This window comes from Pseudomonas sp. TH34, assembly GCF_016650865.1.
Classification (GTDB): Bacteria; Pseudomonadota; Gammaproteobacteria; order Pseudomonadales; family Pseudomonadaceae; genus Aquipseudomonas; species Aquipseudomonas yamanorum.
Window position 1 is genome coordinate 57,205 of sequence record NZ_JAEKFB010000032.1, and the last position, 20,551, is coordinate 77,755.

The 20,551-nt window shown below is 62.9% G+C and carries 19 protein-coding genes, 1 pseudogene and 1 riboswitch; of the genes and pseudogenes, 13 read left to right on the plus strand and 7 right to left on the minus strand.

Features of this window, described 5'->3' with window-relative positions; translation table 11 throughout:
* Nucleotides 1-547 precede the first annotated feature (547 nt).
* From JFU58_RS24530 to JFU58_RS24540, 3 genes and pseudogenes are all read right to left on the minus strand, one after another.
* Nucleotides 548-1,455, minus strand: a pseudogene (locus tag JFU58_RS24530) (FecR family protein); the annotation flags it as partial.
* A 38-nt stretch (nt 1,456-1,493) separates the two neighbouring features.
* Complete coding sequence (locus tag JFU58_RS24535; RefSeq protein ID WP_017475334.1) at nt 1,494-2,039, minus strand: RNA polymerase sigma factor; 546 nt, start codon at nt 2,037-2,039, stop codon at nt 1,494-1,496.
* Nucleotides 2,036-2,710 (minus strand): secretin and TonB N-terminal domain-containing protein, encoded by a 675-nt coding sequence (locus tag JFU58_RS24540; protein ID WP_063029130.1) that lies wholly within the window; start codon nt 2,708-2,710, stop codon nt 2,036-2,038. The genes JFU58_RS24535 and JFU58_RS24540 overlap by 4 nt, the downstream gene beginning before the upstream one ends.
* A gap of 162 nt (nt 2,711-2,872) precedes the next feature.
* Between JFU58_RS24540 and JFU58_RS24545 the strand changes: the two genes are divergently transcribed.
* The 8 genes from JFU58_RS24545 (at nt 2,873) to JFU58_RS24580 (ending at nt 10,435) form a co-directional block, all read left to right on the plus strand.
* Nucleotides 2,873-3,184: a hypothetical protein gene (locus JFU58_RS24545; protein WP_063029128.1), complete on the plus strand. Its 312-nt coding sequence runs from the start codon at nt 2,873-2,875 to the stop codon at nt 3,182-3,184.
* 136 nt (nt 3,185-3,320) lie between these two features.
* On the plus strand, nt 3,321-4,175 hold the full coding sequence (locus tag JFU58_RS24550) for a MurR/RpiR family transcriptional regulator (protein ID WP_063033943.1): 855 nt from the start codon (nt 3,321-3,323) through the stop codon (nt 4,173-4,175).
* A gap of 21 nt (nt 4,176-4,196) precedes the next feature.
* Nucleotides 4,197-4,739 carry a D-alanyl-D-alanine dipeptidase gene (gene ddpX / locus JFU58_RS24555; protein ID WP_063029126.1) on the plus strand — a complete coding sequence of 181 codons (543 nt, stop codon included), beginning with the start codon at nt 4,197-4,199 and terminating at the stop codon, nt 4,737-4,739.
* 118 nt (nt 4,740-4,857) lie between these two features.
* Nucleotides 4,858-6,408 (plus strand): ABC transporter substrate-binding protein, encoded by a 1,551-nt coding sequence (locus tag JFU58_RS24560; RefSeq protein WP_063029124.1) that lies wholly within the window; start codon nt 4,858-4,860, stop codon nt 6,406-6,408.
* Between the two features lie 170 nt (nt 6,409-6,578).
* Nucleotides 6,579-7,595: an ABC transporter permease gene (locus JFU58_RS24565; RefSeq protein ID WP_201142606.1), complete on the plus strand. Its 1,017-nt coding sequence runs from the start codon at nt 6,579-6,581 to the stop codon at nt 7,593-7,595.
* A 19-nt stretch (nt 7,596-7,614) separates the two neighbouring features.
* Nucleotides 7,615-8,496: a D,D-dipeptide ABC transporter permease gene (gene ddpC, locus JFU58_RS24570; RefSeq protein WP_032868129.1), complete on the plus strand. Its 882-nt coding sequence runs from the start codon at nt 7,615-7,617 to the stop codon at nt 8,494-8,496.
* Nucleotides 8,493-9,485 carry an ABC transporter ATP-binding protein gene (locus JFU58_RS24575; protein WP_093208668.1) on the plus strand — a complete coding sequence of 331 codons (993 nt, stop codon included), beginning with the start codon at nt 8,493-8,495 and terminating at the stop codon, nt 9,483-9,485. The genes ddpC and JFU58_RS24575 overlap by 4 nt, the downstream gene beginning before the upstream one ends.
* On the plus strand, nt 9,485-10,435 hold the full coding sequence (locus JFU58_RS24580) for an oligopeptide/dipeptide ABC transporter ATP-binding protein (RefSeq protein WP_017475343.1): 951 nt from the start codon (nt 9,485-9,487) through the stop codon (nt 10,433-10,435). Before JFU58_RS24575 ends, JFU58_RS24580 begins: the two co-directional genes overlap by 1 nt.
* An 18-nt stretch (nt 10,436-10,453) precedes the next feature.
* On the opposite strand, the gene JFU58_RS24585 is transcribed toward JFU58_RS24580, so the two are convergent.
* The 3 genes from JFU58_RS24585 to JFU58_RS24595 are packed head-to-tail and all read right to left on the minus strand — an operon-like array spanning nt 10,454 to nt 14,549.
* Entirely contained in the window at nt 10,454-11,794 is a 1,341-nt protein-coding gene (locus JFU58_RS24585; protein ID WP_093208662.1) for an MFS transporter, read from the minus strand.
* A gap of 42 nt (nt 11,795-11,836) precedes the next feature.
* The gene (locus tag JFU58_RS24590) at nt 11,837-13,369 is read right to left on the minus strand and encodes a class I adenylate-forming enzyme family protein (RefSeq protein WP_201142607.1); all 1,533 of its coding nucleotides are present in this window, start codon (nt 13,367-13,369) and stop codon (nt 11,837-11,839) included.
* Between the two features lies 1 nt (nt 13,370).
* Nucleotides 13,371-14,549, minus strand: a complete 1,179-nt coding sequence (locus tag JFU58_RS24595; protein WP_017475346.1) for an acetyl-CoA acetyltransferase — start codon at nt 14,547-14,549, stop codon at nt 13,371-13,373.
* 130 nt (nt 14,550-14,679) lie between these two features.
* On the opposite strand from JFU58_RS24595, the gene JFU58_RS24600 reads away from it, so the two are divergent.
* The gene (locus tag JFU58_RS24600) at nt 14,680-15,252 is read left to right on the plus strand and encodes a LuxR C-terminal-related transcriptional regulator (protein ID WP_063029114.1); all 573 of its coding nucleotides are present in this window, start codon (nt 14,680-14,682) and stop codon (nt 15,250-15,252) included.
* A gap of 25 nt (nt 15,253-15,277) precedes the next feature.
* On the opposite strand, the gene JFU58_RS24605 is transcribed toward JFU58_RS24600, so the two are convergent.
* Nucleotides 15,278-16,192: a LysR substrate-binding domain-containing protein gene (locus JFU58_RS24605; RefSeq protein WP_177027092.1), complete on the minus strand. Its 915-nt coding sequence runs from the start codon at nt 16,190-16,192 to the stop codon at nt 15,278-15,280.
* 159 nt (nt 16,193-16,351) lie between these two features.
* On the opposite strand from JFU58_RS24605, the gene JFU58_RS24610 reads away from it, so the two are divergent.
* From JFU58_RS24610 to mntP, 4 genes are all read left to right on the plus strand, one after another.
* Nucleotides 16,352-17,653 (plus strand): MFS transporter, encoded by a 1,302-nt coding sequence (locus JFU58_RS24610; protein WP_201142608.1) that lies wholly within the window; start codon nt 16,352-16,354, stop codon nt 17,651-17,653.
* Nucleotides 17,654-17,671: 18 nt separating this feature from the next.
* Nucleotides 17,672-18,895: a CaiB/BaiF CoA transferase family protein gene (locus JFU58_RS24615; protein WP_063029112.1), complete on the plus strand. Its 1,224-nt coding sequence runs from the start codon at nt 17,672-17,674 to the stop codon at nt 18,893-18,895.
* Entirely contained in the window at nt 18,892-19,674 is a 783-nt protein-coding gene (gene scpB / locus JFU58_RS24620; RefSeq protein WP_063029110.1) for a methylmalonyl-CoA decarboxylase, read from the plus strand. Before JFU58_RS24615 ends, scpB begins: the two co-directional genes overlap by 4 nt.
* A gap of 40 nt (nt 19,675-19,714) precedes the next feature.
* Nucleotides 19,715-19,882: riboswitch (yybP-ykoY riboswitch) on the plus strand.
* Nucleotides 19,883-19,892: 10 nt separating this feature from the next.
* Nucleotides 19,893-20,456, plus strand: coding sequence for a manganese efflux pump MntP (gene mntP, locus JFU58_RS24625; protein ID WP_063029108.1), 564 nt, complete (start codon nt 19,893-19,895; stop codon nt 20,454-20,456).
* The last annotated feature ends 95 nt before the right edge of the window (nt 20,457-20,551 follow it).

Sequence of the window (20,551 nt, forward strand, 5' to 3'; positions counted from 1 at the left end):
AAGCAAAAGCACAGCGGCCTCCCGGCCGGCTTGAGTGTTGAAGAGCAAAAGCCAAATCAAAATCTAAAGCGGGCGCGGTCCAAATGTGGGAGCTGGCTTGCCTGCGATGGCATCAACTGGGTGTACCTGATGTACCGAGTTGTCTGCATCGCAGGCAAGCCAGCTCCCACAGAAAAGCAGCTTTGCTTTCGCTCTGGCTTTTGATCTGGCTTCTAACACTCAAGCCGGCCGGGAGGCCGCTGTGCTGTTGCTTTTGATCTTGATCTGACTGCCCCAATAAGCCCGAGGCCGAACGCAGGCAGTGCGGAGCGGGTAAACCGGCAGGACGCCGGTTTAGCCGCGCCGGGCCATGGATGGCCCGTCGCGGCGGCCCGCGGAGCAATGCCGGAGTGAGGGAACGCCGAGCCCCAGCGAGGCGCCGACAGGCGGGGCAGAGCCCTTTGCTTACTTTGGGGCTTTTCCAAAGTGAGTCGCTGTAAGAGCGAAACCATAAGCAGCCGTTACCTAAATAACGGATATTCACACCACCGCTTAACTCAACAAAACCACCCCCCGGCAACTCCGTACACTTGGCCCCATACGCATCGCGAATCAAAAGCGCCACCCCCGCCAACTGATGCAAACTAAACCGCGCCTGCACCCGCCGCTTGCCCAACTCCGCATTCATCAGCAGCAACATCCCCGGCCGATAGCGATTAATCTCATCCACCACCGTCGCCAACGTCGCGTTATCAAACACCAACACCTGCTCCCGCCAGGCCACCACCGCCTGCACATCCACCGCCACCGGCTCACCCACACCGCCAGCGTCATAAGTCAGTTGCCGCCCACCCTCAAGCCGAACCGTACGCCCACCCACAGCCACCAACAGCGCCCCATCAATGCACGTCACACACACACTGTGATCCGTATTGCGCACATTGAACCGCGCCCGAGCCGCACTCAACCACCCTCCACCAGCCTGAACCTGGAGCGGCATCGCCGCATTGGCAACCACCTCAACCTCCCCCTCCACCAACTCAATCCCCCCTCACGCCGACTGATCCGCGTCTGGGTATTGAGCTCCAGCCGAACCCCCTCACCCAACTCCACCCGCCGCTGCTCCCCAACCTCGGTGCGATAATCCGCCGTCAACCCCGCAAACCCACCCGGCGCGGTAAACCGCACCATAAACACCGCCGCCGACGCCGCAATCGCCCCACCCAAAAACGCCCGCCGCCCAAAATGCCGTGGACGGGAAACCTGCTCGGCGGCCGGAGCCAATTGCTGCCACAACACCTTGGCCTGCTCGAACGCCCGGGCATGTTCCGGACTCTGGGCGCACCACTGGCGCAACGCTTTGGCATCCGCAACGGTGGCCCGGCCCGAAGTCAGCAGCACCAGCCAGTCACGCGCTTCATCGTGCAGGGGGCTGTCTGGGGTATTCCGGGCAGCGGAGAAGTTAAAAATGTTCAAGCGCGCAGGTACTCAACGGATTATCAGGGACTCAATCACTAAGACGGTTTTCCGGCCCCGGGACCGAACCGCTGGATCACTTTTCTTTCAAGGCGCTGCGCGCAGTGGCCCAGCCCGGCCTTGATTTCCTTTTCGACCATGCGCGTGGAAATCCCGAAACGCTTGGAGATTTCCAGGTGCGGCGCCTCTTCCAGGCGCGCAGCGATGAGGATCTGGCGCCGTCGCGCCGGCAGTTCGTAGAGGGCCTTGAGCAAGGACTGGATTTCCCGCTGGCCACCCACCACCCGCGAGGGGTCCTGGGCTTCATCGGCTGTCTGCAGCAGCTCTTCGACTTCACTGCCGGTCAGCAGCCGCGCATCCGCCTGGCGTCGGTCGGCGGCGATGTTCAGGGCCATGCGGTACAGGTAGGCATTGGGTTGCGCCAGGTTCGGCGGCACGTCCATGCGGTCGACCCGCAGGTAGGTTTCGTGCAGCACGTCGTTGGCCAGGTCCTCGGACCCGAGGCGCTTGCGCAGGCGTACCTTGAAGTCCTCGTAGGACGCCAGGAACAGGCTGACCATCGTGCTGTGGCCGGTGTCTTTCATGCCCCGGAAACTCCTTCCCCTGCTGTGCATTCCATGCGTGTTCCTGTTGAATCGGGCATCAAAAGTAAGGTCACCGGCAAGCGCAGTGAACTGGGCGCCGGGCGTTCGACACGGGTGGCGCCCAAGCCGCGTACCAGCGCTTCGTCACGCTGCAGGTCACCGGTGGAGCTGACCAGGCGGCTGTGTTCGATCACCCCGTCACCGCTGACCCACACCTGCACCAGCGCGCGGTAACTGCCGGGGCGGGTCAGGGGCGAACGGCACAAACTGCGCTCGATCGCCTGCTGCAAGGCCGTGGCGTAGCTGTTGTTGATCCGTGCTGCATGGCCGGCCTTCAGTCCCCGCGTCGTTGCCGGCTGGCTGACCTCGGGGACTTGCAGGGTGAACGCATCGCTGCGGGCATAACGCGCCATCAAGCCACTCCCTGTCAGCAGCAGGCCCAGGGCTTGCTGCGCGCTGTAGCGGCCATGTACACCGATGGAACGCCGGCCCCGGGTCAATTCGCGATCCACCAGCACCGCCATGCCGGTGGCACGGCTGAACGCTTGGAGGGCGTTGTCCAGGTTCTGGGCAGGCAGGTCCAGGATCACTTCGGCGCGCACGCTTTGCGCCAGCCCCAACAGCAGAGCCAGGCAGCAGCCCGCGCGCCTCCAAGCCCCCCTGCTCAGCATCGCAACACGTCCGACATAGCCTACAAAACCGTCATCCTGAGGCCCGTTTATGAACCTGATGTTACGGTGCCAGCAAAAAAAACATCACGGTGACGGGCAGCCCGCTGCACTACACTTTCGCCCCATACCCGCCCATTTCCCAAGGCGCGCCAGGAGGCACCGATGAACCTGTTCCCGACCCTCGCCAGCCTGTTGCTGTGTGCAACCCTGCCGCTGATGGCCCACGCCGAAGGCACACCCGGTGGCTGCGCCGAGGTCAATGTGGATGGCTATAAGGCGCCGGACTATGGCTGCCTGAGCCAGCAGATGGGTAACAACCCGGACGCCGCCAAGGCCACGCAAAAGAACCAGGAAGCGCAACAGGTGCCCATCGAAAAACGCAAGCCGAACCAGATCGGGCTCTCTACCCCGGCGGCGACCAGCGTGCGCATGGGCAATACCTTTGGTACTTCGGTGAAACCCCAGCGGCCTTGATCGCCGCTGTCCCCCTCCTGCGTACCCGCTCGAAAAAAAGCCATTGTGTTATCGCGATTGCCGATGTTATGTTTCTAACAGACATCAAAATCATGAAATCTGAGTAACATCAATGACCGGTCTGCGCGAAAACGTCATGGATAAAAACAGCTTCCAGCGCACGCTGGAACAGCAGTTCCCGACGCTGACGCCCACCGGCAAACGCATCGCCACCTACCTGCTGGGCAACCTGCAACAGCTGCCGTTCGAAACCGCCGACAGCATCGCCCAGCAAGCCGGCACCACCGGGATTTCAGTGGGGCGTTTTTTGCGCGCCTTGGGTTATCGCAACCTCGATGACGTCAAGCAAGGCCTGCGCGGCGACCCGCAAGCGTCCTGGCTGATCACCGACCGCCTGGGTGCCTTTCGCCAGGAGAACGATCAGGAAGACGCCCTCGACCGCTCCCTCAACCGCGAGATCGAAGCCATCCAGCACGTCTATGGCCTGGCCCGCAGCCAGGGTTTCGCCGACATCGTGCAGCACATCGTGGACGCCGACGCCGTGTTCATCCTCGGCATCCAGTCCACCCGGGGCATCCTCAACGCGTTCCACAGTCACCTGGAATACATTCGCCCCAAGGTCTATTACGTCGACGGCCTGTCGGGGATCTACGCCGAAACCCTGAACTCCGGTTTTGAAAAACCCTACGCCATCACGGCGGACTTCCGCGCGTATTCGAGCATCACGCCCACGTTCTGCGAGACCGCGAATGCCCAGGGTCTACCCTTGGCGCTGATCACCGATTTGCAATGCCCCTGGGCCCGGGACTACGACCTGGACCTGCTGCAACTGAAAACCGATGTCGGCCAATTCTGGGACTCCATGGCCCCCCTGACGTGCCTGTTCAACCTGATGGTGTCTGCCGTCGCTGACCGCTACGGCGAGCGACTGGATGCACGCCTGGCAAAAAACCGCGCCCTGCAACAGGCCTTCGGCCAGTTCGAATCCTGACCCTGGAAAGGAAATCTTTGAGTGAATACCAGCCCATTGGTAGAAATCGCCCCACCGGAATACCCGGTACAGGTCGACCTGATCTACGCCAGTGCCGACAACCTGGCAGGCACCGTTATCTACCGCAACGCCCGCTGCCTGCTGCACACCGAAGCGGCGGCCTGCCTGCGCAAGGCAAGCCTGTTGGCACGCCAGGCCGGCATGACCCTGCTGATCTACGACGCCTATCGGCCGGCCTACGCCCAGCAACTGCTGTGGCAAGCCCTGCCCAACCCGGACTACGTGCGCGACCCGCGCCTGGGCTCGCATCACACCCGTGGCGTGGCCGTCGACCTGACACTGATTGATGAACACGGCACACCCCTGGACATGGGCACGGCGTTTGATGCCATGGAGCCCAAGTCCCACCAGTTCTACCCCGACCTGCCGCCGCAGGTGCAGCGCAACCGCCTGCTGTTGCTGGGCATCATGCTCGGCGCCGGCTTCAAGGCGATTGCCACCGAGTGGTGGCATTACGAATTGCCGGATGCCGAACTTTTCCCATTAATTGAGGAGTCACACTGATCACAAGGACCGTACCATCACAATAATTAGCAGCACCCTTTAGCTCCAACTGCCCGGTTATAGATTTCATAAAAATAAACCAACCCGCTTTTTCCTCTAAATAATCAAGGAAACCGGCATGACCCCAAGCAACCGCAAGACCCTCGCACTCTCCCTGCTGTGCGCCGCCCTGAGCCTGGGCGCGTGGCAATCGGCAAGTGCCGCCGCCCCCAAAGACACCCTGATGATCGGCAAGGCCGCCGACCCGCAAACCCTCGACCCGGCCGTGACCATCGACAATAACGATTGGGCGGTGACGTACCCGGCGTACCAGAAACTGGTGGCCTACAAAGTCGAAAACGGCAAGGGCAGCACCGACGTCAAGGGCGACCTGGCCGACAGCTGGACCACCTCGGCCGACGGCCTGGTGTGGGACTTCAAACTCAAGCCCGGCAACAAGTTCGATGACGGCGCCGAGGTCGACGCCAATGCGGTGAAGTTCTCCTTCGACCGCGTGATGCAGCTCAAGCAAGGCCCGTCGGGCGCGTTCCCGGATGACATGAAAGTCACCGTGGTCGACCCGCTGACCGTGCGCTTCACCCTGACCAAACCCTACGCGCCCTTCCTCTACACCCTCGCCCACAACGGCGCCGGCATCATCAACCCGGACGTGGTGAAACAGGGCGACGTCAACGCCTACCTGTCCACCCACACCGCCGGTTCCGGCGCGTTCCGCCTGACCAACTGGCAGAAAGGCCAGAGCCTGACCCTGGAACCCAACACCTACTACGCCGGCGCCAAGCCCGCGCTGAACAAGGTGGTGATCAAGATCATCAGCGAAGCCTCGGTACGCCGCCTGCAACTGGAACGCGGTGACCTGGACATTGCCGAAGACATGCCCCAGGACCAGCTCACCAACCTGGCCAAAAAGAAAGACGTGGTGATCAAGGAGTTCCCGTCGCTGCGGGTGACCTACCTGTACCTGAACAACCAGAAAGCCCCGCTGAACAACCAGAACGCCCGCCAGGCAATCGTTGATGCGGTGGACTACAAAGGCATTGTCGACGGCATCCTCAAGGGCCAGGCCAAGTTGATGAACGGGCCGATTCCCGCCGGCATGTGGGCCAATGACCCGAGCCTGCCAATGATGAAACAGGACCTGGACAGCGCCGGCGCCAACCTGAAGAAGCTCCCGACAAAAATCACCACCCTGAACTACATGTACTCCGACAAGGACCCTGACTGGGAATCCATCGGCCTGACCCTGCAAGCCAGCCTGGCGCCGCTGGGGATCAACCTGAAGATGGAAAAACTGGCCAACGCCACCATGCGCGAGCGCCTGGGCAAGGGTGACTTCGACGTGTCCATCGGCTCATGGGCGCCGGACTTCTCCGATCCCTACATGTACATGAACTTCTGGTTCGACTCGTCCCTGCAAGGGCTGCCGGGCAACCGCTCGTTCTACAGCAACCCGGTGGTGGACAAGTTGATTCGCGACGCGGCGGCCAACAATGACACGGCCAAGCGCACCGAGCTGTACCAGGAAGCCCAGAAGATCGTGCTCAAGGACAGCGTGTACGCCTACCTGTATCAGAAGAACTACACCCTGCCGATGCGTGATTCGGTGAAGGGTTATGTGTTCCATCCGATGCTGGAGCAGGTGTTCAACGTGGCTGAGATCAGCAAGTAACACGCGATCAAATGTGGGAGCGGGCTTGTGTGGGAGCTGGCTTGCCTGCGATAGCATCACCTCAGCCTGCCTGACAGACCGAGGTGCCTGCATCGCGGGCGAGCCCGGCTCCCACACAAGCCAGCGCGCCTGGATGAATGCCGTCTGTCCTGTGTTACCGAGGAGCCCTCATGGCCTTCCTGAATATGTTGCGCAAACGCCTGTTCGGCCTGATTTTGGTCGTCGTCGGCGTTTCGCTGATTACCTTTTGCATCTCTCACCTGATCCCGGGTGACCCGGCACGCCTGATTGCCGGCGACCGGGCCAGCGACGCCATCGTCGAGAACATCCGTCATCAACTGGGCCTCGACCTGCCGCTGTACCAGCAATATGGCCGCTACATGAGCGACCTGCTGCACGGCGACCTCGGCACGTCGATCCGCACCAGCCGCCCGGTGCTTGAAGACCTGAAAGCTTTCTTCCCCGCGACCCTGGAACTGGCGGTCGCCGCCCTGTTGCTCTCCGTATTGGTAGGCGTCCCCCTTGGCGTGCTGTCAGCGGTGTATCACAACCGCGCCATCGACCAGATCGCCCGAACGCTGGCGGTCACCGGTATTTCCACGCCGGCCTTCTGGCTCGGCCTGGGCCTGATCGTATTGTTTTACGGCCAACTCGGCTGGCTGCCCGGCAGCGGTCGGCTGGATGAAGGCCTCGAACCGCCCCGCACCATTACCGGGTTCTACCTGATCGACTCGCTGCTGGCCGGCGATATCCCGCTGTTCCTGAATGCCTTGGAGCACCTGATCCTGCCCGCCGTCACCCTGGGTTTCGTCAACCTCGGCGTGGTCGCCCGGCAGATCCGTTCGGCGATGCTCGACCAGTTGGGCGAGGACTACATCCGTACCGCCCGTGCCTACGGCCTGTCGCGCTGGGCGGTGATCCTGCGCCACGCCCTGCCCAATGCGCTGATCCCGTCGATCACCGTGCTCGGCCTGACCCTCGGTGACCTGCTGTACGGCGCCGTGCTCACCGAAACCGTGTTCGCCTGGCCAGGCATGGGCGCCTATGTGGTGAAGTCGATCCAGTCCCTGGATTTCCCGGCGGTGATGGGCTTCGCGATCATGGTGTCGTTTATTTATGTGCTGCTGAACATACTGATCGACCTGCTCTACCGGGTGGTCGACCCACGCATCGGCGAGGTGAACTGAGATGACCGCACCCGTGACCATGCCCGTACCGGTGCCCCTCGAGCAACGCCCCACCTGGCGTGCGCGAATGGAGTACCTGGGCTATCAAATACGCCGCAGCCCGCTGACCATCGCCGGCCTGACCATCACCTTGATCGTGCTGATCTGCATGGCCTTCGCTCCGTGGCTGGCCAGCCATGATCCCAACGCGTTGAACCTGGCCCAACGCCTGGCCGAGCCCTCCGCCGAACATTGGTTCGGCACTGATGAAGTCGGCCGCGACCTGTTCAGCCGGGTGTTGTACGGCAGCCGCCAGTCGGTGGGCGTCGGCTTGTTCGTGGCGTTTTCCTCGTGCCTGGTGGGCGGGCTGCTGGGCTGCCTGTCGGGGATCATCGGCGGGCGTTTCGACAGCCTGATCATGCGCCTGATGGACATCATGCTGTCGGTGCCGTCCCTGGTGCTGATCATGGCGCTGGCCGCCGCCCTGGGCCCGAGCCTGTTCAACGCGATGCTGGCGATCACCGTGGTGCGCATTCCGTTCTACGTGCGCCTGGCCCGCGGGCAAGCCCTGAGCATTCGCCAGATGGGCTACGTCAAGGCGTCCCAGACCTTCGGCGCCGGGCGCTGGCACATCGTGTCGTGGCACGTGGGCCGCAACGCCATGCCGCCGTTGCTGGTGCAACTGAGCCTGGACATCGGCAGCGCGATCCTGATGGCCTCGGCCCTGGGCTTCATCGGCCTGGGCGCGCAACAGCCCACCGCCGAATGGGGCGCGATGGTTGCCACCGGGCGCAATTTCATTCTCGACAACTGGTGGTACTCGACCTTTCCGGGGCTGGCGATCCTGGTCACCGCGACCGGTTTCAACCTGCTGGGTGACGGTGTTCGTGACCTGCTCGACCCACGGCAACAGGGGAAATGACCATGTCTAGTCCGGCAGTCCTTGCCATCGATAACCTGAGCCTGGAATTCCCGGCTTACCGTAACAACGTCCAGGCACTCAACGGCGTGTCGTTGCACGTCAACCCCGGCGAAGTCGTCGGCGTGGTGGGAGAGTCCGGCTCCGGTAAATCCGTGACCGCGATGCTCAGCCTGCGCCTGCTGCCGGAGCGCAGTTACCGGATCACCGCCGGCAGCTTGCAGATGCTTGGCCGCGACATGCTCGGCGCCAGCGAAAAAGAGCTGTTGCAGATTCGCGGGCGTGACGCGGCGATGATCTTCCAGGAGCCGATGACCGCGCTGAACCCGACCCGGCGCATTGGCCGGCAGATGCTCGACGTGATCATCCACCACCAGCGCCTGAGCAAGGCTGCCGCCCGCGCCAAGGCCATCGCCCTGCTGCGGGACATGCACATCGCCGACCCCGAGCAAGTGCTCGACAGTTACCCTTTCGAACTGTCCGGCGGCATGCGCCAGCGGGTGATGATCGCCCTGGCGTTTTCCTGCGACCCGCAGTTGCTGATCGCCGACGAACCCACCACCGCCCTCGACGTCACCGTGCAACGCCAGGTGCTGTTGCTGCTGCGGGAAAAAGCCCGGGAGCGCGGCACCGCGATCTTGCTGATCACCCACGACATGGCCGTGGTCTCGCAGTTCTGCGACCGGGTCTACGTGATGTACACCGGCGCGGTGGTAGAAGAAGGCCCGACCGCCCAGGTGATGAGCGATCCGCGCCATCCCTACACCCAAGGCCTGCTCAGCGGCTTGCCGGAACAGGTAAAGCCCGGCGACGACCTGCTGACCATCCCCGGCCAGGTGCCCAACCTCGCCGCCCTGCCCTCAGGCTGCACCTTCCGCGAACGCTGCCCCCAGGCCATGAGCCAATGCATCGAGCGCCCGCGCCTGAACCTGATCAACCCTGTCGGCACCCGCAAAAGCGCGTGCTGGCTGACTGCCGGGGAGTCGGTGTAATGACAGTGCCTCAAGATTCACTGCTGGCCCTGCGGGATGTACGGGTCAAGTTCCCGGTAAAAACCGACTGGCTGGGCCGCCCGCGCGGTTATGCCCACGCCCTCAACGGCATCGACTTGCAGGTGCGCCGTGGGGAAACCCTGGGGATTGTCGGCGAATCCGGCTGCGGTAAAAGCACCCTCGCCCAACTGTTGATGGGCCTGGTCAAGCCCAGCGACGGCGAAGTCGACTGGGTCTATGAAAGCGCCCGGGAACGTCACCGTCATGTACAGATCGTGTTCCAGGACCCGCAATCGTCCCTCGACCCGCGCCTGCCCATCTGGAAAATCATCACCGAGCCGCTGTTCGCCCTCGGCGACACGCCCAAGGGTGAAATGCGCACCATCGCCGCCAAGGTCGCCGCCCAAGTGGGCATCCGCGCCGAATACCTGGACCGCTACCCGCACCAGTTTTCCGGTGGCCAGCGCCAACGCATCGCCATCGCCCGCGCGCTCGCCTCCAACCCGAGCATCCTGGTGCTGGACGAACCGACCTCGGCCCTGGATATCTCGGTCCAGGCGCAAATCCTCAACCTGCTGGCCGAGCTGCAACGCCGGCTGGGGCTGACCTACATCCTGATCTCCCACAACGTGTCCGTGGTGCGGCATATGGCCGACCGGGTGGCGGTGATGTACCTGGGGCAGATTGTGGAACTGGGGTGTGCCGAGCAAGTGCTGGAGCAGCCGAAGCATCCCTACACCCAACTGCTGCTGGAGGCCGTCCCCAAGCTGGGGGTGGCACTGGATGATGCCTACGTCAGTGCGCCCACCGAGTTGCCGGGGAACCGGGTATTGCCGGGCGGGTGCTTTTTCCTGGATCGCTGCCCGCGCCGCACCCAAGGGTGCGAACGGCCGCAGCGATTGACCGGCGGGATGAGTCAGCAAGTGCGGTGTCATCTGGAGCATCCATGAACCGCTCCTGCCGAGGCCTCAGGGTGTAGGTGCCATCCCCAGTGTTGCCGACGCGACACTGGGGACTGCGACTGGACTGCCGCTGGCGACAAAATCCTCTTTGCGCAGCACCACCAATGCAATCAACGACACCGCCCCAGTCGCCACATAAAAGTACCAGGGTGACGTGATGTCGCCGGTGACCTTGATCAGCCAGGTGGAGATCAGCGGCGCACTGCCGCCGAACACCGCCACCGGGATGTTGTACGCCACCGCGATCCCGGTGGAGCGAATGCGCGTGGGCAACAGCTCGCTCATCAACGCGTACGTCGACGAGGCATACAGCCCGAACAGAATCGCCACCGCCATCAGCGGCCAGAAGAACGAGGCCGGCGTGGCCGTGGGCGCCGATTTGAACATCCAGAACATGGCCAGGGTGGCCAGCGTGCCGATCACCAGCAAGAACGGTTTGCGCCCGTATTTGTCGGTGAAGGCACCACCAAACGGCATCACGAATGCCGCCGAGAAGCTGGCGACGAAGACGTAGAGCAAAGTGGTGCCGCTGTCGAACTTGAGGATTTTCGACATGTAGGTCGAGGCGAAGGTCAGCACGAGGTAAAAGATCGAGCTGTGCAGGGTGATGATGAAGAACACCAGGGCGATCGCCCGCTTCCACTGCCAGACTTCACGCAGGGGCGCCTTGGAGGTTTCACCGGCGCGTTGCAGGGCCAGGAACTCGGGGCTGTCTTCCAGCTTCAAGCGGATGTACATGGAGATCATGCCCAGTGGCGCGGCGATCAGAAAGGGAATGCGCCATGCCCATTCCTGCATCAAATCAGCGCCCAGGATCCAGGTCATGCCATTGGCGACCGCACCGCCGAGCAACAGGCCGAGCACCGCCGTGACCATCAGCCAGCAAGTGGCAAACCCGCGGCGGCCGGGACCGGCGTATTCAGAGATAAAGCTGGTGACAGTGCCAATCTCGCCGCCGGCCGAGAAGCCCTGCACGCAACGCACCAGGATCAGCAACACCGGCGCGGCGATGCCCAGGGTCGCGTAAGTCGGCAACAGCCCCAGCAGGCAGGTCGAGCCGGTCATCATCACCAGGGCCATGATCAGGGTTTTGCGTCGACCGATCTTGTCCGCCAGCGGGCCGAAAAACAGCCCGCCCAGAGGCCGGATGAAGAAGCTCAGGGCAAATGCCGCAAAGCTCGCCAGCAGGCTGGTGGTGGGGTCGTCGGAGACAAAAAACGCCTGGCCGATGTAGACCGCCAGAAAGCCGTAGACGCCGTAGTCGTACCACTCGATCAAGTGACCGGAAGTGGCACCGAGAAACGCACGGCGCCGCTTGCGGGCCGTGTCTTGCTGTTGAATGCCCATCGATGGGACTCCTTGTCTGATGTCTATCCATGAAAAGCGGGGTCAGTGAGCGGCGGTGATGCTCTGCTGTTTCAGCCACGCCCGCAAGTCGGTCTTGAGGATTTTGCCGTAACTGTTCTTGGGAAGCTCGTCGCGAAACACGTATTTCCTGGGCTTTTTGAACGAAGCCATGCGCTCGATAAACCAGGCACCCAGTAGCTTTTCATCGAGGGTTTGCGCGCCGCGGGTCACCACAAAAGCAACCACCGACTCGCCCCACTGCGCATCCGGCTCGCCCACCACGCACACTTCAAACACATCGGGATGCTGGGCCAAAACCTCTTCCACTTCACGGGGGTAGACGTTGCTGCCACCGGTAATGATGACGTCCTTGGAGCGATCCGTGAGGGTCAGGTAGCCGGCCGAATCGAGAAAACCGATGTCGCCGGTCAAGAGCCAGCCATCCACCAGGGCCTGGCGGGAGGCCGCTTCGTTGCGCCAGTAACCCTGCATGACGGTCGCGCCACGCACGGCAATTTCACCGCGCTGCCCCGCCGGCAGGGGCTGGTGATCGGCGTCCAGGATGCGGATTTCCATACAGGACTGCGCCTGGCCAACGGAGGCCGCCAGGGTCACCCAGTCCGGGCGCTGCCGGTCGGCGATCAGTGCGCGGGGCAGCACGCTGATGGTCATCGGGGTTTCGCCCTGGCCGTAGATCTGCACCAGGCGCGGGCCGAAGGTGTCGACGGCCTCTTGCAGGTCAGCCAGGTACATCGGGCCACCACCGTAGACGATGGTCTTGATCCCTTCCCCGCCATAGCCCTCGCGCCGCGCCTGTTCCACCATCCGCTTGACCATGGTGGGCGCGGCAAACAGCGAGACATTGCCCAGTCCGGCAGCCAGCACGAACAACTCGCCAGCGTCGAAACCACGGGACTCAGGGACCACGTGCCGTGCACCGCAGCGCACATGGATAAAGTTGTAGAGCCCGGCGCCATGGGACATCGGCGCGGCGTACACCACCGCGTCATCGCCGCTGACCGGGTCAACATCCGTGGGGTAACACAGCGACATGGCAATCAGATTGCCGTGACACAGCATCACCCCCTTGGAACGCCCGGTGGTGCCGGAGGTGTAGAACAGCCAGGCCAGGTCCTGATCCTCGCGGCGGCAAGGCTGATCCAGCGTCGGGCCGGCGAACGCGGTCGGCAAGACACGCCCATCCCACTCGCTACAGCCTTCAGGCAAAGCCCCGTGCGCAAACACCTGGCCGCCGTCGGTAAAGATCAATCGCGCCTGGGCGTTATCGGTAATCCAGGCCGCTTCCGCCGGGTGCAATTTGCTGTTGATCGGCACTGCTACACCGCCGATCCACCAGATGGCGTAGAGCAGTTCCAGGTACTCGCAGCAATTCTTCATCAGCAGCGCCACATGATCGCCGGGCACCAGGCCGTGCTGGTCGACCAAGGCGGCAGCGCGTTGCCGCACCCGTGCCGCGAAGGTCGCGTAGTCCGCCACCTGGCGAGTCCCTTCGAACAACGCAGGTCGTTGCGAATCACGGCGTTGGGTGTCGTGCAGCCAGTTGGCAATATTCATCTCAGTACCGCCGTGCTTGCAGCACCGAGGCGTAGTTGGCCACGGCCATGCCGCCCATGTTGAACACCAGGCCGAACTCGGGATTGGGCACCGACAGGCCGATTGCCTCCCCCGTCAGTTGCCGAAATGCCAGGGCATGCATCGACACGCCCGTGGCGCCTACCGGATGCCCCTTGGCCTTGAGCCCGCCGGACAGGTTCACCGGCAAACGCCCTCCCGCCCGCACGGAGCCGTTATCCAGGGCACGATGCCCTTCGCCCTTGGGCGCAAGGCCCATGGCTTCATAGATCAGCAACTCGGCGATGGTAAAGCAGTCATGCACCTCGGCAAAACTCAGGTCTGCCAGGGTTACATTGGCCCCACGCAACGCCGAGTGGATCGCCCGCTGCGGGCCCTCAAACGCCAGGATGTCGCGCTGGGCGATCGGCAGAAAGTCGTTCACCTGGGTCATTGCCCTGATCTGCACATCACGACGAAACGCCCGGGCCCGCTGGGGCGAGGCCAGGATAATCGCCGCGGCGCCGTCGCTGATCAGCGAGCAGTCCGTCAGGCGCAACGACGGCGCCACCAGCGGATTGCCCTGGGAGACGTTGTTGCAGTATTCGAAATCCATCACCCGGTGCATCTGCGCCAAGGGGTTGGCCATGGCATTGGAGTGGTTCTTGGTGGCGATGGCCGCCATGGATGACAGCGGGCAATGGTAGCGCTCGGCGTATTGGCGGGCCGCCATGCCGAACAGTTGCGGGAAACTCAGGCCCGCCTCGGCCGGGTCATTCTGATAGCCGGCACCGGCCAGCGCGTGGGTCACCTGCGCGGTGGTGTTGTGGGTCATCTTTTCGGCCCCCACCACCAGCACCAGTTCGGCGCTGCCGGACAGGATGGCATTGACCCCCGCCTGAATCGCTGCCGAACCGGATGCGCAGGCATTTTCACAACGGCTGGCAGGCGTGAAACGAAATCCCGGGTCGGCTTGCAGCAGCAACGAGGCGGCGAAACCGTCGGGCACCATCCCCGCGTTGAAATGCCCGAGAAACAACGCGTCGATTTCCGACGCATCAAGGGCGGCATCCGCCAGGGCTTCGCGGGTGACCTGAACGATCAAGTCTTCCAGGGTAGAGCCTTCCAGGCGGCCAAACCGTGAGTGGCCGGCGGCAACAATCGAAACGCAATCAACGGGCATGTGTATTTTCTTCTGTGCTTGGTGCGGACATTCCTTAGAATGACCCACCGAACAGCCCCCTTGCCAGTTCGTGCAACTACTTACATGGATAAGTAGCGTGGGCCGGATACCCCCTGAGGCAGGATGCCCGATGAGCGTTTTCGCACACCAACTCCAAGACATCGAACGCCTGGCGTTCAGAGTGTCCCCGGCCCCACAGCTGATCACCAGCCACCGGGTGATACTCGATTGCAACGAAGCCTTCCTGCAGCTGTTCGGCTACCCGCGTGAAGCACTGCTCAACCAGTTGACCCTGTTGATCTACCCCTCCCAGGCCGACTATCACGCCATCGGCAAGCGCAGCCATGACTGGTTGCTCGACAGCAAGAACGGCTCCTACTCCGATGAGCGCTTCATGCAGCACCACAGCGGCGAAGTGTTTTGGGCCAGGTCCCACGGCTACACTTTGACCCCGCACGACCCTTTCAAGCTGATGGTCTGGCACTTCGAGCGCCTCAACCGTACCCACCAGGGCACGGACGACCTGACGCCCCGGGAGCGGGAGATCGCCATGCACATCGTCAACGGGCTCAAGTCCAAGGAAATCGCCCAGCGCCTGGGTATCTCCCACCGCACCGTGGAGGTTCACCGGGCACGCCTGATGAAAAAGTTGCAGGCGAAGACCATTGTCGAGCTGGTATCGAAAATTATCCGGGTGGGCTGAAGCACCTGGCTTGAACCACAGAGGATTACCCCGCCGCCCACACCGGCTGGCGTTCAAACTCCTCGAACAACTCCAGGATCGTCTCCCTGACTCTCTGCACCGCGTTGCTCTGCACCGCCGTGTCCGGCCAGCACAGGGACAGTTCACGGGTGAACAACCGGTGATCGATCCGCGCCAGCTTGAGTTGCTGCTGCTCCAGCTCAACATGGGCCGCCGCCCACGGCAAAATCGTCACCCCCAACCGCGCCTGCACCGCCGAGAACAACAGGTTGGTGGAGTTGGCTTCGAACTCCACCTCAAACGGCAACCCGGCTTCCTGCATGGCGGCCTCGACACGGCTGCGAATGGTGTTGGGCGCACACGGCAGCACCAGCGGCATGTTCGCCAGCGCCTCGATGCTGACGGGCATGTCCGCCAGGGCAAACTCCGGCCACGCCACCAGGTACAGGGTTTCGGTGAGCAAGCGTCGGGACGCCACGCTCCGGGTCGGCACCCCGTCGACAATCACCGCCATCGCCACCCGCCCCACGGTAATCAGCCCACCCAGGTCGGCGCTGGGAGCGTCGATCAGTTCCAGCTTGATCCCCGGATAGCGGCTGCGGATGGTGCGTGCCAAGGGAATCGCGAGCATCCGTGCGGTACTCGATGGCATGCCGACCGAGACCTTGCCCTGGGGATATTCGGCGTCCTGGCGCAGCAGTTCGCGGGTGCCGTCGGCCTGGCGCAACAACTCGATGGCATGCCGGTACAACGTCTGGCCCGCGGCGGTGGGCACCACGCCCTGCACGCTGCGCTCGAGCAGTTGCATGTCCATGTCCCGCTCCAGGTTACGCATCTGCTGGCTGATGGCGGGCTGGGCAATGTGCAGCGCCTCGCTGGCGCGGGTGATGTTGGCGCACTCGACCACTTTGACGAAGTAGCGCAACTGGCGCAGGTCCATGGGAGCCTCCCAAAAAAATCGACTCTATATAAAAATCCGATGGGACCAAAGGAATTTCATATTTGTTGCTTATGTAGGACCGGCATAGATTGATTTCACAATAAACGAAGCGCCTCGCCGCGCTTCTATAGGCCCGATCAGGGTCAATGGGAGGTCGTCATGTCCAAAGCGTTAACCGCATCGGCAACGAGGGTAAAACCCCACAAAACACCGCTGTCCCGCGAGCAGATTCGTGGCTTCTGGGCGGTGTACCTGGGCTGGGTCCTGGATGGTGTGGATTCGGTGATCTTCGCCCTGGTGCTGATTCCCGCCCTGACCGAGTTGCTGCCCAATTCCGGGCTCGCCCCCACGGCGGCGAACATCGCCATGTATGGCTCGATCATGTTCGGCCTGTTCCTGGTGGGCTGGGGCTTGTCGTTTATCTGGGGCCCGCTGGCCGACCGCTTCGGACGGGTCAAGGTGCTGGCCGCGAGCATCCTGGTGTACTCGATTTTTACCGGTGCGGCGGCCTTCTCCGACAACATCTGGCAACTGGCGATTTTCCGCTTGATCGCCGGGATTGGCGTCGGCGGTGAGTGGGCGCTGGCGGGCACCTACGTGGCCGAGAGCTGGCCCGAGGACCGGCGCAAGATGGGCGCCGGGTATCTGCAAACCGGTTACTACCTGGGCTTTTTCATCGCCGCGCTGCTCAATTACACCGTCGGCGCCACTTACGGCTGGCGCGTGATGTTCTTGTGCGGGCTGTTTCCGGCGGTCGTGGCGATCTACACCGCGCTGAAGGTCAAGGAGCCGCAAGCCGTGCGCAGCGCACCCAAGGCAGGTGCATCTGCGCCCTGGTGGGAAATTTTCGCCCCGGCCTTTCGCCGTCGCACTTTGACCAGCTCGGCCTTGGTCGGGGTGGCAATTGTCGGTCTATGGGCCGGTTCCGTGTATGAAGCCACCGCCGTGGTCACCCTGGCGACCCGCGCCGGTATCGACCACGTGGGCGCCGTGCACCTGGCGTCGATTGGCGCGGCGGTGCTGTCCCTGAGCACCATTCTCGGTTGCCTGGTGGCGCCCTGGTTGGCCGAACAACTCGGTCGGCGAATGGCCCTGGGGATTTATTTCAGCGGCATGGCGGCGTCGATCATCTTTGCTTTTGGCTGGGTGTTTTACCTGGACGATGGCCTGCACCTGTTCATGGTGTCGCTGGTCTTCCTCGGCTTTTTCGGCGGCAATTTCGCGATCTTTTCCCTGTGGTTGCCGGAACAATATCCCACCCGGATCCGCGCCACCGCATTTGCCTTCAACGCGTCGGTGGGGCGTTTCATCGGCGCCGGCGTCAACTTCCTGCTGGCCGCCGCCATTCATTGGTATGGCTCCATCGGCGCGCCGATTGCCTGGACCGCCGCAGCCTTTGTACTGGGCGTGCTGATCCTGCCGTTTGCCGTCGAAACCCGTCATCAGACATTGCCGCAATAACCCCGACTGGAGAAGCCCATGCAAGCGTTGCAAGGCATCAAGATCATCGACCTCAGCCGCGCCCTCTCGGGACCGTTCTGCACCATGGTGCTGGCGGATCTGGGCGCCGATGTGATCAAGGTAGAGCCCGGGCCGGCCGGGGACATGAGCCGGACCTGGGGCCCGTTCGACCGGGGTACCAGCACCTACTACCTCTCGTGCAACCGCAACAAGCGCGGCCTGTGCGTGGACTTTCGCAACCCCAAGGGCCTGGACACGATCCAGCAGTTGATCGACGACGCCGACGTGGTCATCGAGAACTTCAAGCCCGGCACCCTGGAGAGCATGGGCCTGGGTTATGAGGTGCTCAGCACGCGAAATCCACGGTTGATCCTGGGCAGCATCAATGCATTTGGCAGCGACGGGCCGATGAGCAGTTGGCCGGGGTTCGACCAGATTGCCCAAGGCTATTCCGGGCTGATGAGCCTGACGGGTTTCAACGAGGGCGATCCGACCCGTACCGGCACCGCCATCGGTGACCTGACTTCGGGCATGTGGCTGGTGAGTGCGGTGCTGGCGGCACTGCTGGAACGCGAGCGCACCGGGCGCGGCCAGCACGTCAACACGTCGCTGCTGGCCAGCCTGGTGGGCCTGCTGAGTGTGCACGGCCAGCGTTACCTGAGCCTGGGCGATGTGCCTCGGCGCACCGGTAATGCCCATGCGGTGATTGCACCCTACGGCGTGTTCCAGACCCTGGATGGCCCGTTGAACCTGGCGCCGATCACCTCGGCGATGTGGGGCCGGTTGTGCGTGTTGCTGGACCTGCCCGAGCTGCCGGACGACCCGCGCTTCGCCAGCAACGAAGCCCGGGTGGAACGCCGGGATGAGTTGAAAGCAATCCTGGAAACCCGCCTGAAAACCCGCGGCAAACGTGACTGGACCGAACGCTTTATTGCCGCCGGATTGCCTGCCGGCCCGATCAACACCCTCGACGAAGTATTCGCCGACCCGCAGGTGCTGCACAGCCAGTTGACCCGCACCCTGAACCATCCCAACCTGGGTGCGTTGCGCCAGGTCGTCACGCCGATCTTCAGCGACGCCGCGCCGACCGAGCTGCAACGACCCCCGCCGCTGCTTGGGGAGCACAGTGTCGAAATCCTCCAGCAAGCCGGTTTCGACCCGGCCTCGATCCAGGCCTTGCTCAACTCCCATGTCATCTTGCAAGCCACGCACCCCGAACACGCCACAGGAGTCGCACCATGACCGTTAACGTTTCCCTCACACTGCTCGACAAGCGTATCGCCCGCCTGGTGTTCAGCAACCCGAGCCAGCGCAATGCCCTCAGCGCGCAACTGCTCAACGGTCTCGACGAAAGCCTGGTCGCCCTCGCCGCCCAGGGCGTCGGCGTGGTGATCCTCGGCGCTGAGGTTGGCCATTCGGTGTGGAGCGCCGGCCACGACATCGGCGAAGTGGCGCACGACCGCGACCCGGTGGCCTACGGCAAGCCGCTGGAGCAAGTGCTGCGGCGCATCCGCGCCTACCCCGGCGTGGTGATCGCGGCGATCTCGGGCTCAGCCTGGGGCGGCGCCGTGGACCTGGCCATGAGCTGCGATATGGTGGTCGCCGACCACAGCGCCAGCTTCGCCATGACCCCGGCCAATATCGGCCTGCCCTACACCACCAGCGGCCTGCTGCGGTTCTTCAACAACCTGCCGATTCACGTGCTCAAGGAAATGTTCTTCTGCGCCCAGAAGCTCGACGCCGAACGCGCCGAACGCTTCGGCGTGATCAACCGCTTGGTGGCCACCGACGCCCTGGAAGCCACCGCCCTGGAGATAGCCCGGGGCATCGCCGCCAAGGCACCGTTGGCAATCCAGGCAGTGAAGGAGCAACTGCGTATCCTCGAAGACCTGCAACCGATGCCGGTACAGGCCATGGAGCAGATCGCCGAACTGCGACGCCAGGCCTGTGAGAGTGCCGACTTCGGCGAAGGGTTGGCGGCGTTTGCCGAACGGCGACCGCCGGTGTTTGAGGGGCGCTGATGCGTTATTAACAAAATTTTCATGTTTGCGCGGCTATGATCCGCCACCTCGTTGGGGAGTAGCCTGCTTCGGATTCTCGAAGCGTTCGTATCAACATTCTCGGCAACATGCCGTGGTGCGAACACCATTTTGGTTGGTGAGACCAGCGACACAGCCATGCCTAAAGTCGGGCGTGTGGTTGTGTCGTTGACTCATATAGCCCGACTGGAAGCCTTACCGTGAACCCCATTTCCCTCATCCTTCTCGCCCTTGCCATGTCCACGGACGCCTTTGCGGCGGCCATCGGCAAAGGTTCCAGCCTGCACAAACCCCGTTTGACCGAAGCCCTGCGGGCCGGTCTGATCTTTGGTGTGATTGAAGCCATCACGCCGATCATCGGCTGGGCTATCGGCCAGGCCGCCACCCGCTGGGTGGAACAGTGGGACCACTGGATCGCCTTTACCCTGCTGGTAGCCTTGGGCCTGCACATGATCTACAACGGCTTGAAAGCCGATGATCCAGAAGAAGAGAAACCGAGCCAGCACTCGTTCATGATTCTTGCCGTGACGGCGTTTGCCACCAGCATTGATGCCCTGGCGGTCGGTGTGGGCCTGGCGTTTGTTGACGTGAATATTCTGGTGGCCGCTGCTGCGATCGGCTTGGCGACCATGACCATGGTGACCATCGGCATGATGCTCGGCCGGGTGTTGGGGACTGTGGTGGGCAAGCGCGCCGAGATGGTCGGCGGCGTGGTGCTGATGCTGGTGGGTGCGACGATTTTGTATGAGCACCTGTCGGTCTGACCGACGCATAACAAATGTGGGAGCTGGCTTGCCTGCGATAGCGGAGTGTCAGTCAGCAACGATGTTGACGGGTACACCGCCATCGCAGGCAAGCC

Coding starts and splice junctions, on each gene's coding strand:
- JFU58_RS24535 (WP_017475334.1), bottom strand. CDS start 2,039: ATGAAAGACACCGGCCACAGCACGATGGTCAGCCTGTTCCTGGCGTCC.
- JFU58_RS24540 (WP_063029130.1), bottom strand. CDS start 2,710: ATGCTGAGCAGGGGGGCTTGGAGGCGCGCGGGCTGCTGCCTGGCTCTG.
- JFU58_RS24545 (WP_063029128.1), top strand. CDS start 2,873: ATGAACCTGTTCCCGACCCTCGCCAGCCTGTTGCTGTGTGCAACCCTG.
- JFU58_RS24550 (WP_063033943.1), top strand. CDS start 3,321: ATGGATAAAAACAGCTTCCAGCGCACGCTGGAACAGCAGTTCCCGACG.
- JFU58_RS24560 (WP_063029124.1), top strand. CDS start 4,858: ATGACCCCAAGCAACCGCAAGACCCTCGCACTCTCCCTGCTGTGCGCC.
- JFU58_RS24565 (WP_201142606.1), top strand. CDS start 6,579: ATGGCCTTCCTGAATATGTTGCGCAAACGCCTGTTCGGCCTGATTTTG.
- ddpC (WP_032868129.1), top strand. CDS start 7,615: ATGCCCGTACCGGTGCCCCTCGAGCAACGCCCCACCTGGCGTGCGCGA.
- JFU58_RS24575 (WP_093208668.1), top strand. CDS start 8,493: ATGACCATGTCTAGTCCGGCAGTCCTTGCCATCGATAACCTGAGCCTG.
- JFU58_RS24580 (WP_017475343.1), top strand. CDS start 9,485: ATGACAGTGCCTCAAGATTCACTGCTGGCCCTGCGGGATGTACGGGTC.
- JFU58_RS24585 (WP_093208662.1), bottom strand. CDS start 11,794: ATGGGCATTCAACAGCAAGACACGGCCCGCAAGCGGCGCCGTGCGTTT.
- JFU58_RS24590 (WP_201142607.1), bottom strand. CDS start 13,369: ATGAATATTGCCAACTGGCTGCACGACACCCAACGCCGTGATTCGCAA.
- JFU58_RS24595 (WP_017475346.1), bottom strand. CDS start 14,549: ATGCCCGTTGATTGCGTTTCGATTGTTGCCGCCGGCCACTCACGGTTT.
- JFU58_RS24600 (WP_063029114.1), top strand. CDS start 14,680: ATGAGCGTTTTCGCACACCAACTCCAAGACATCGAACGCCTGGCGTTC.
- JFU58_RS24605 (WP_177027092.1), bottom strand. CDS start 16,192: ATGGACCTGCGCCAGTTGCGCTACTTCGTCAAAGTGGTCGAGTGCGCC.
- JFU58_RS24610 (WP_201142608.1), top strand. CDS start 16,352: ATGTCCAAAGCGTTAACCGCATCGGCAACGAGGGTAAAACCCCACAAA.
- JFU58_RS24615 (WP_063029112.1), top strand. CDS start 17,672: ATGCAAGCGTTGCAAGGCATCAAGATCATCGACCTCAGCCGCGCCCTC.
- scpB (WP_063029110.1), top strand. CDS start 18,892: ATGACCGTTAACGTTTCCCTCACACTGCTCGACAAGCGTATCGCCCGC.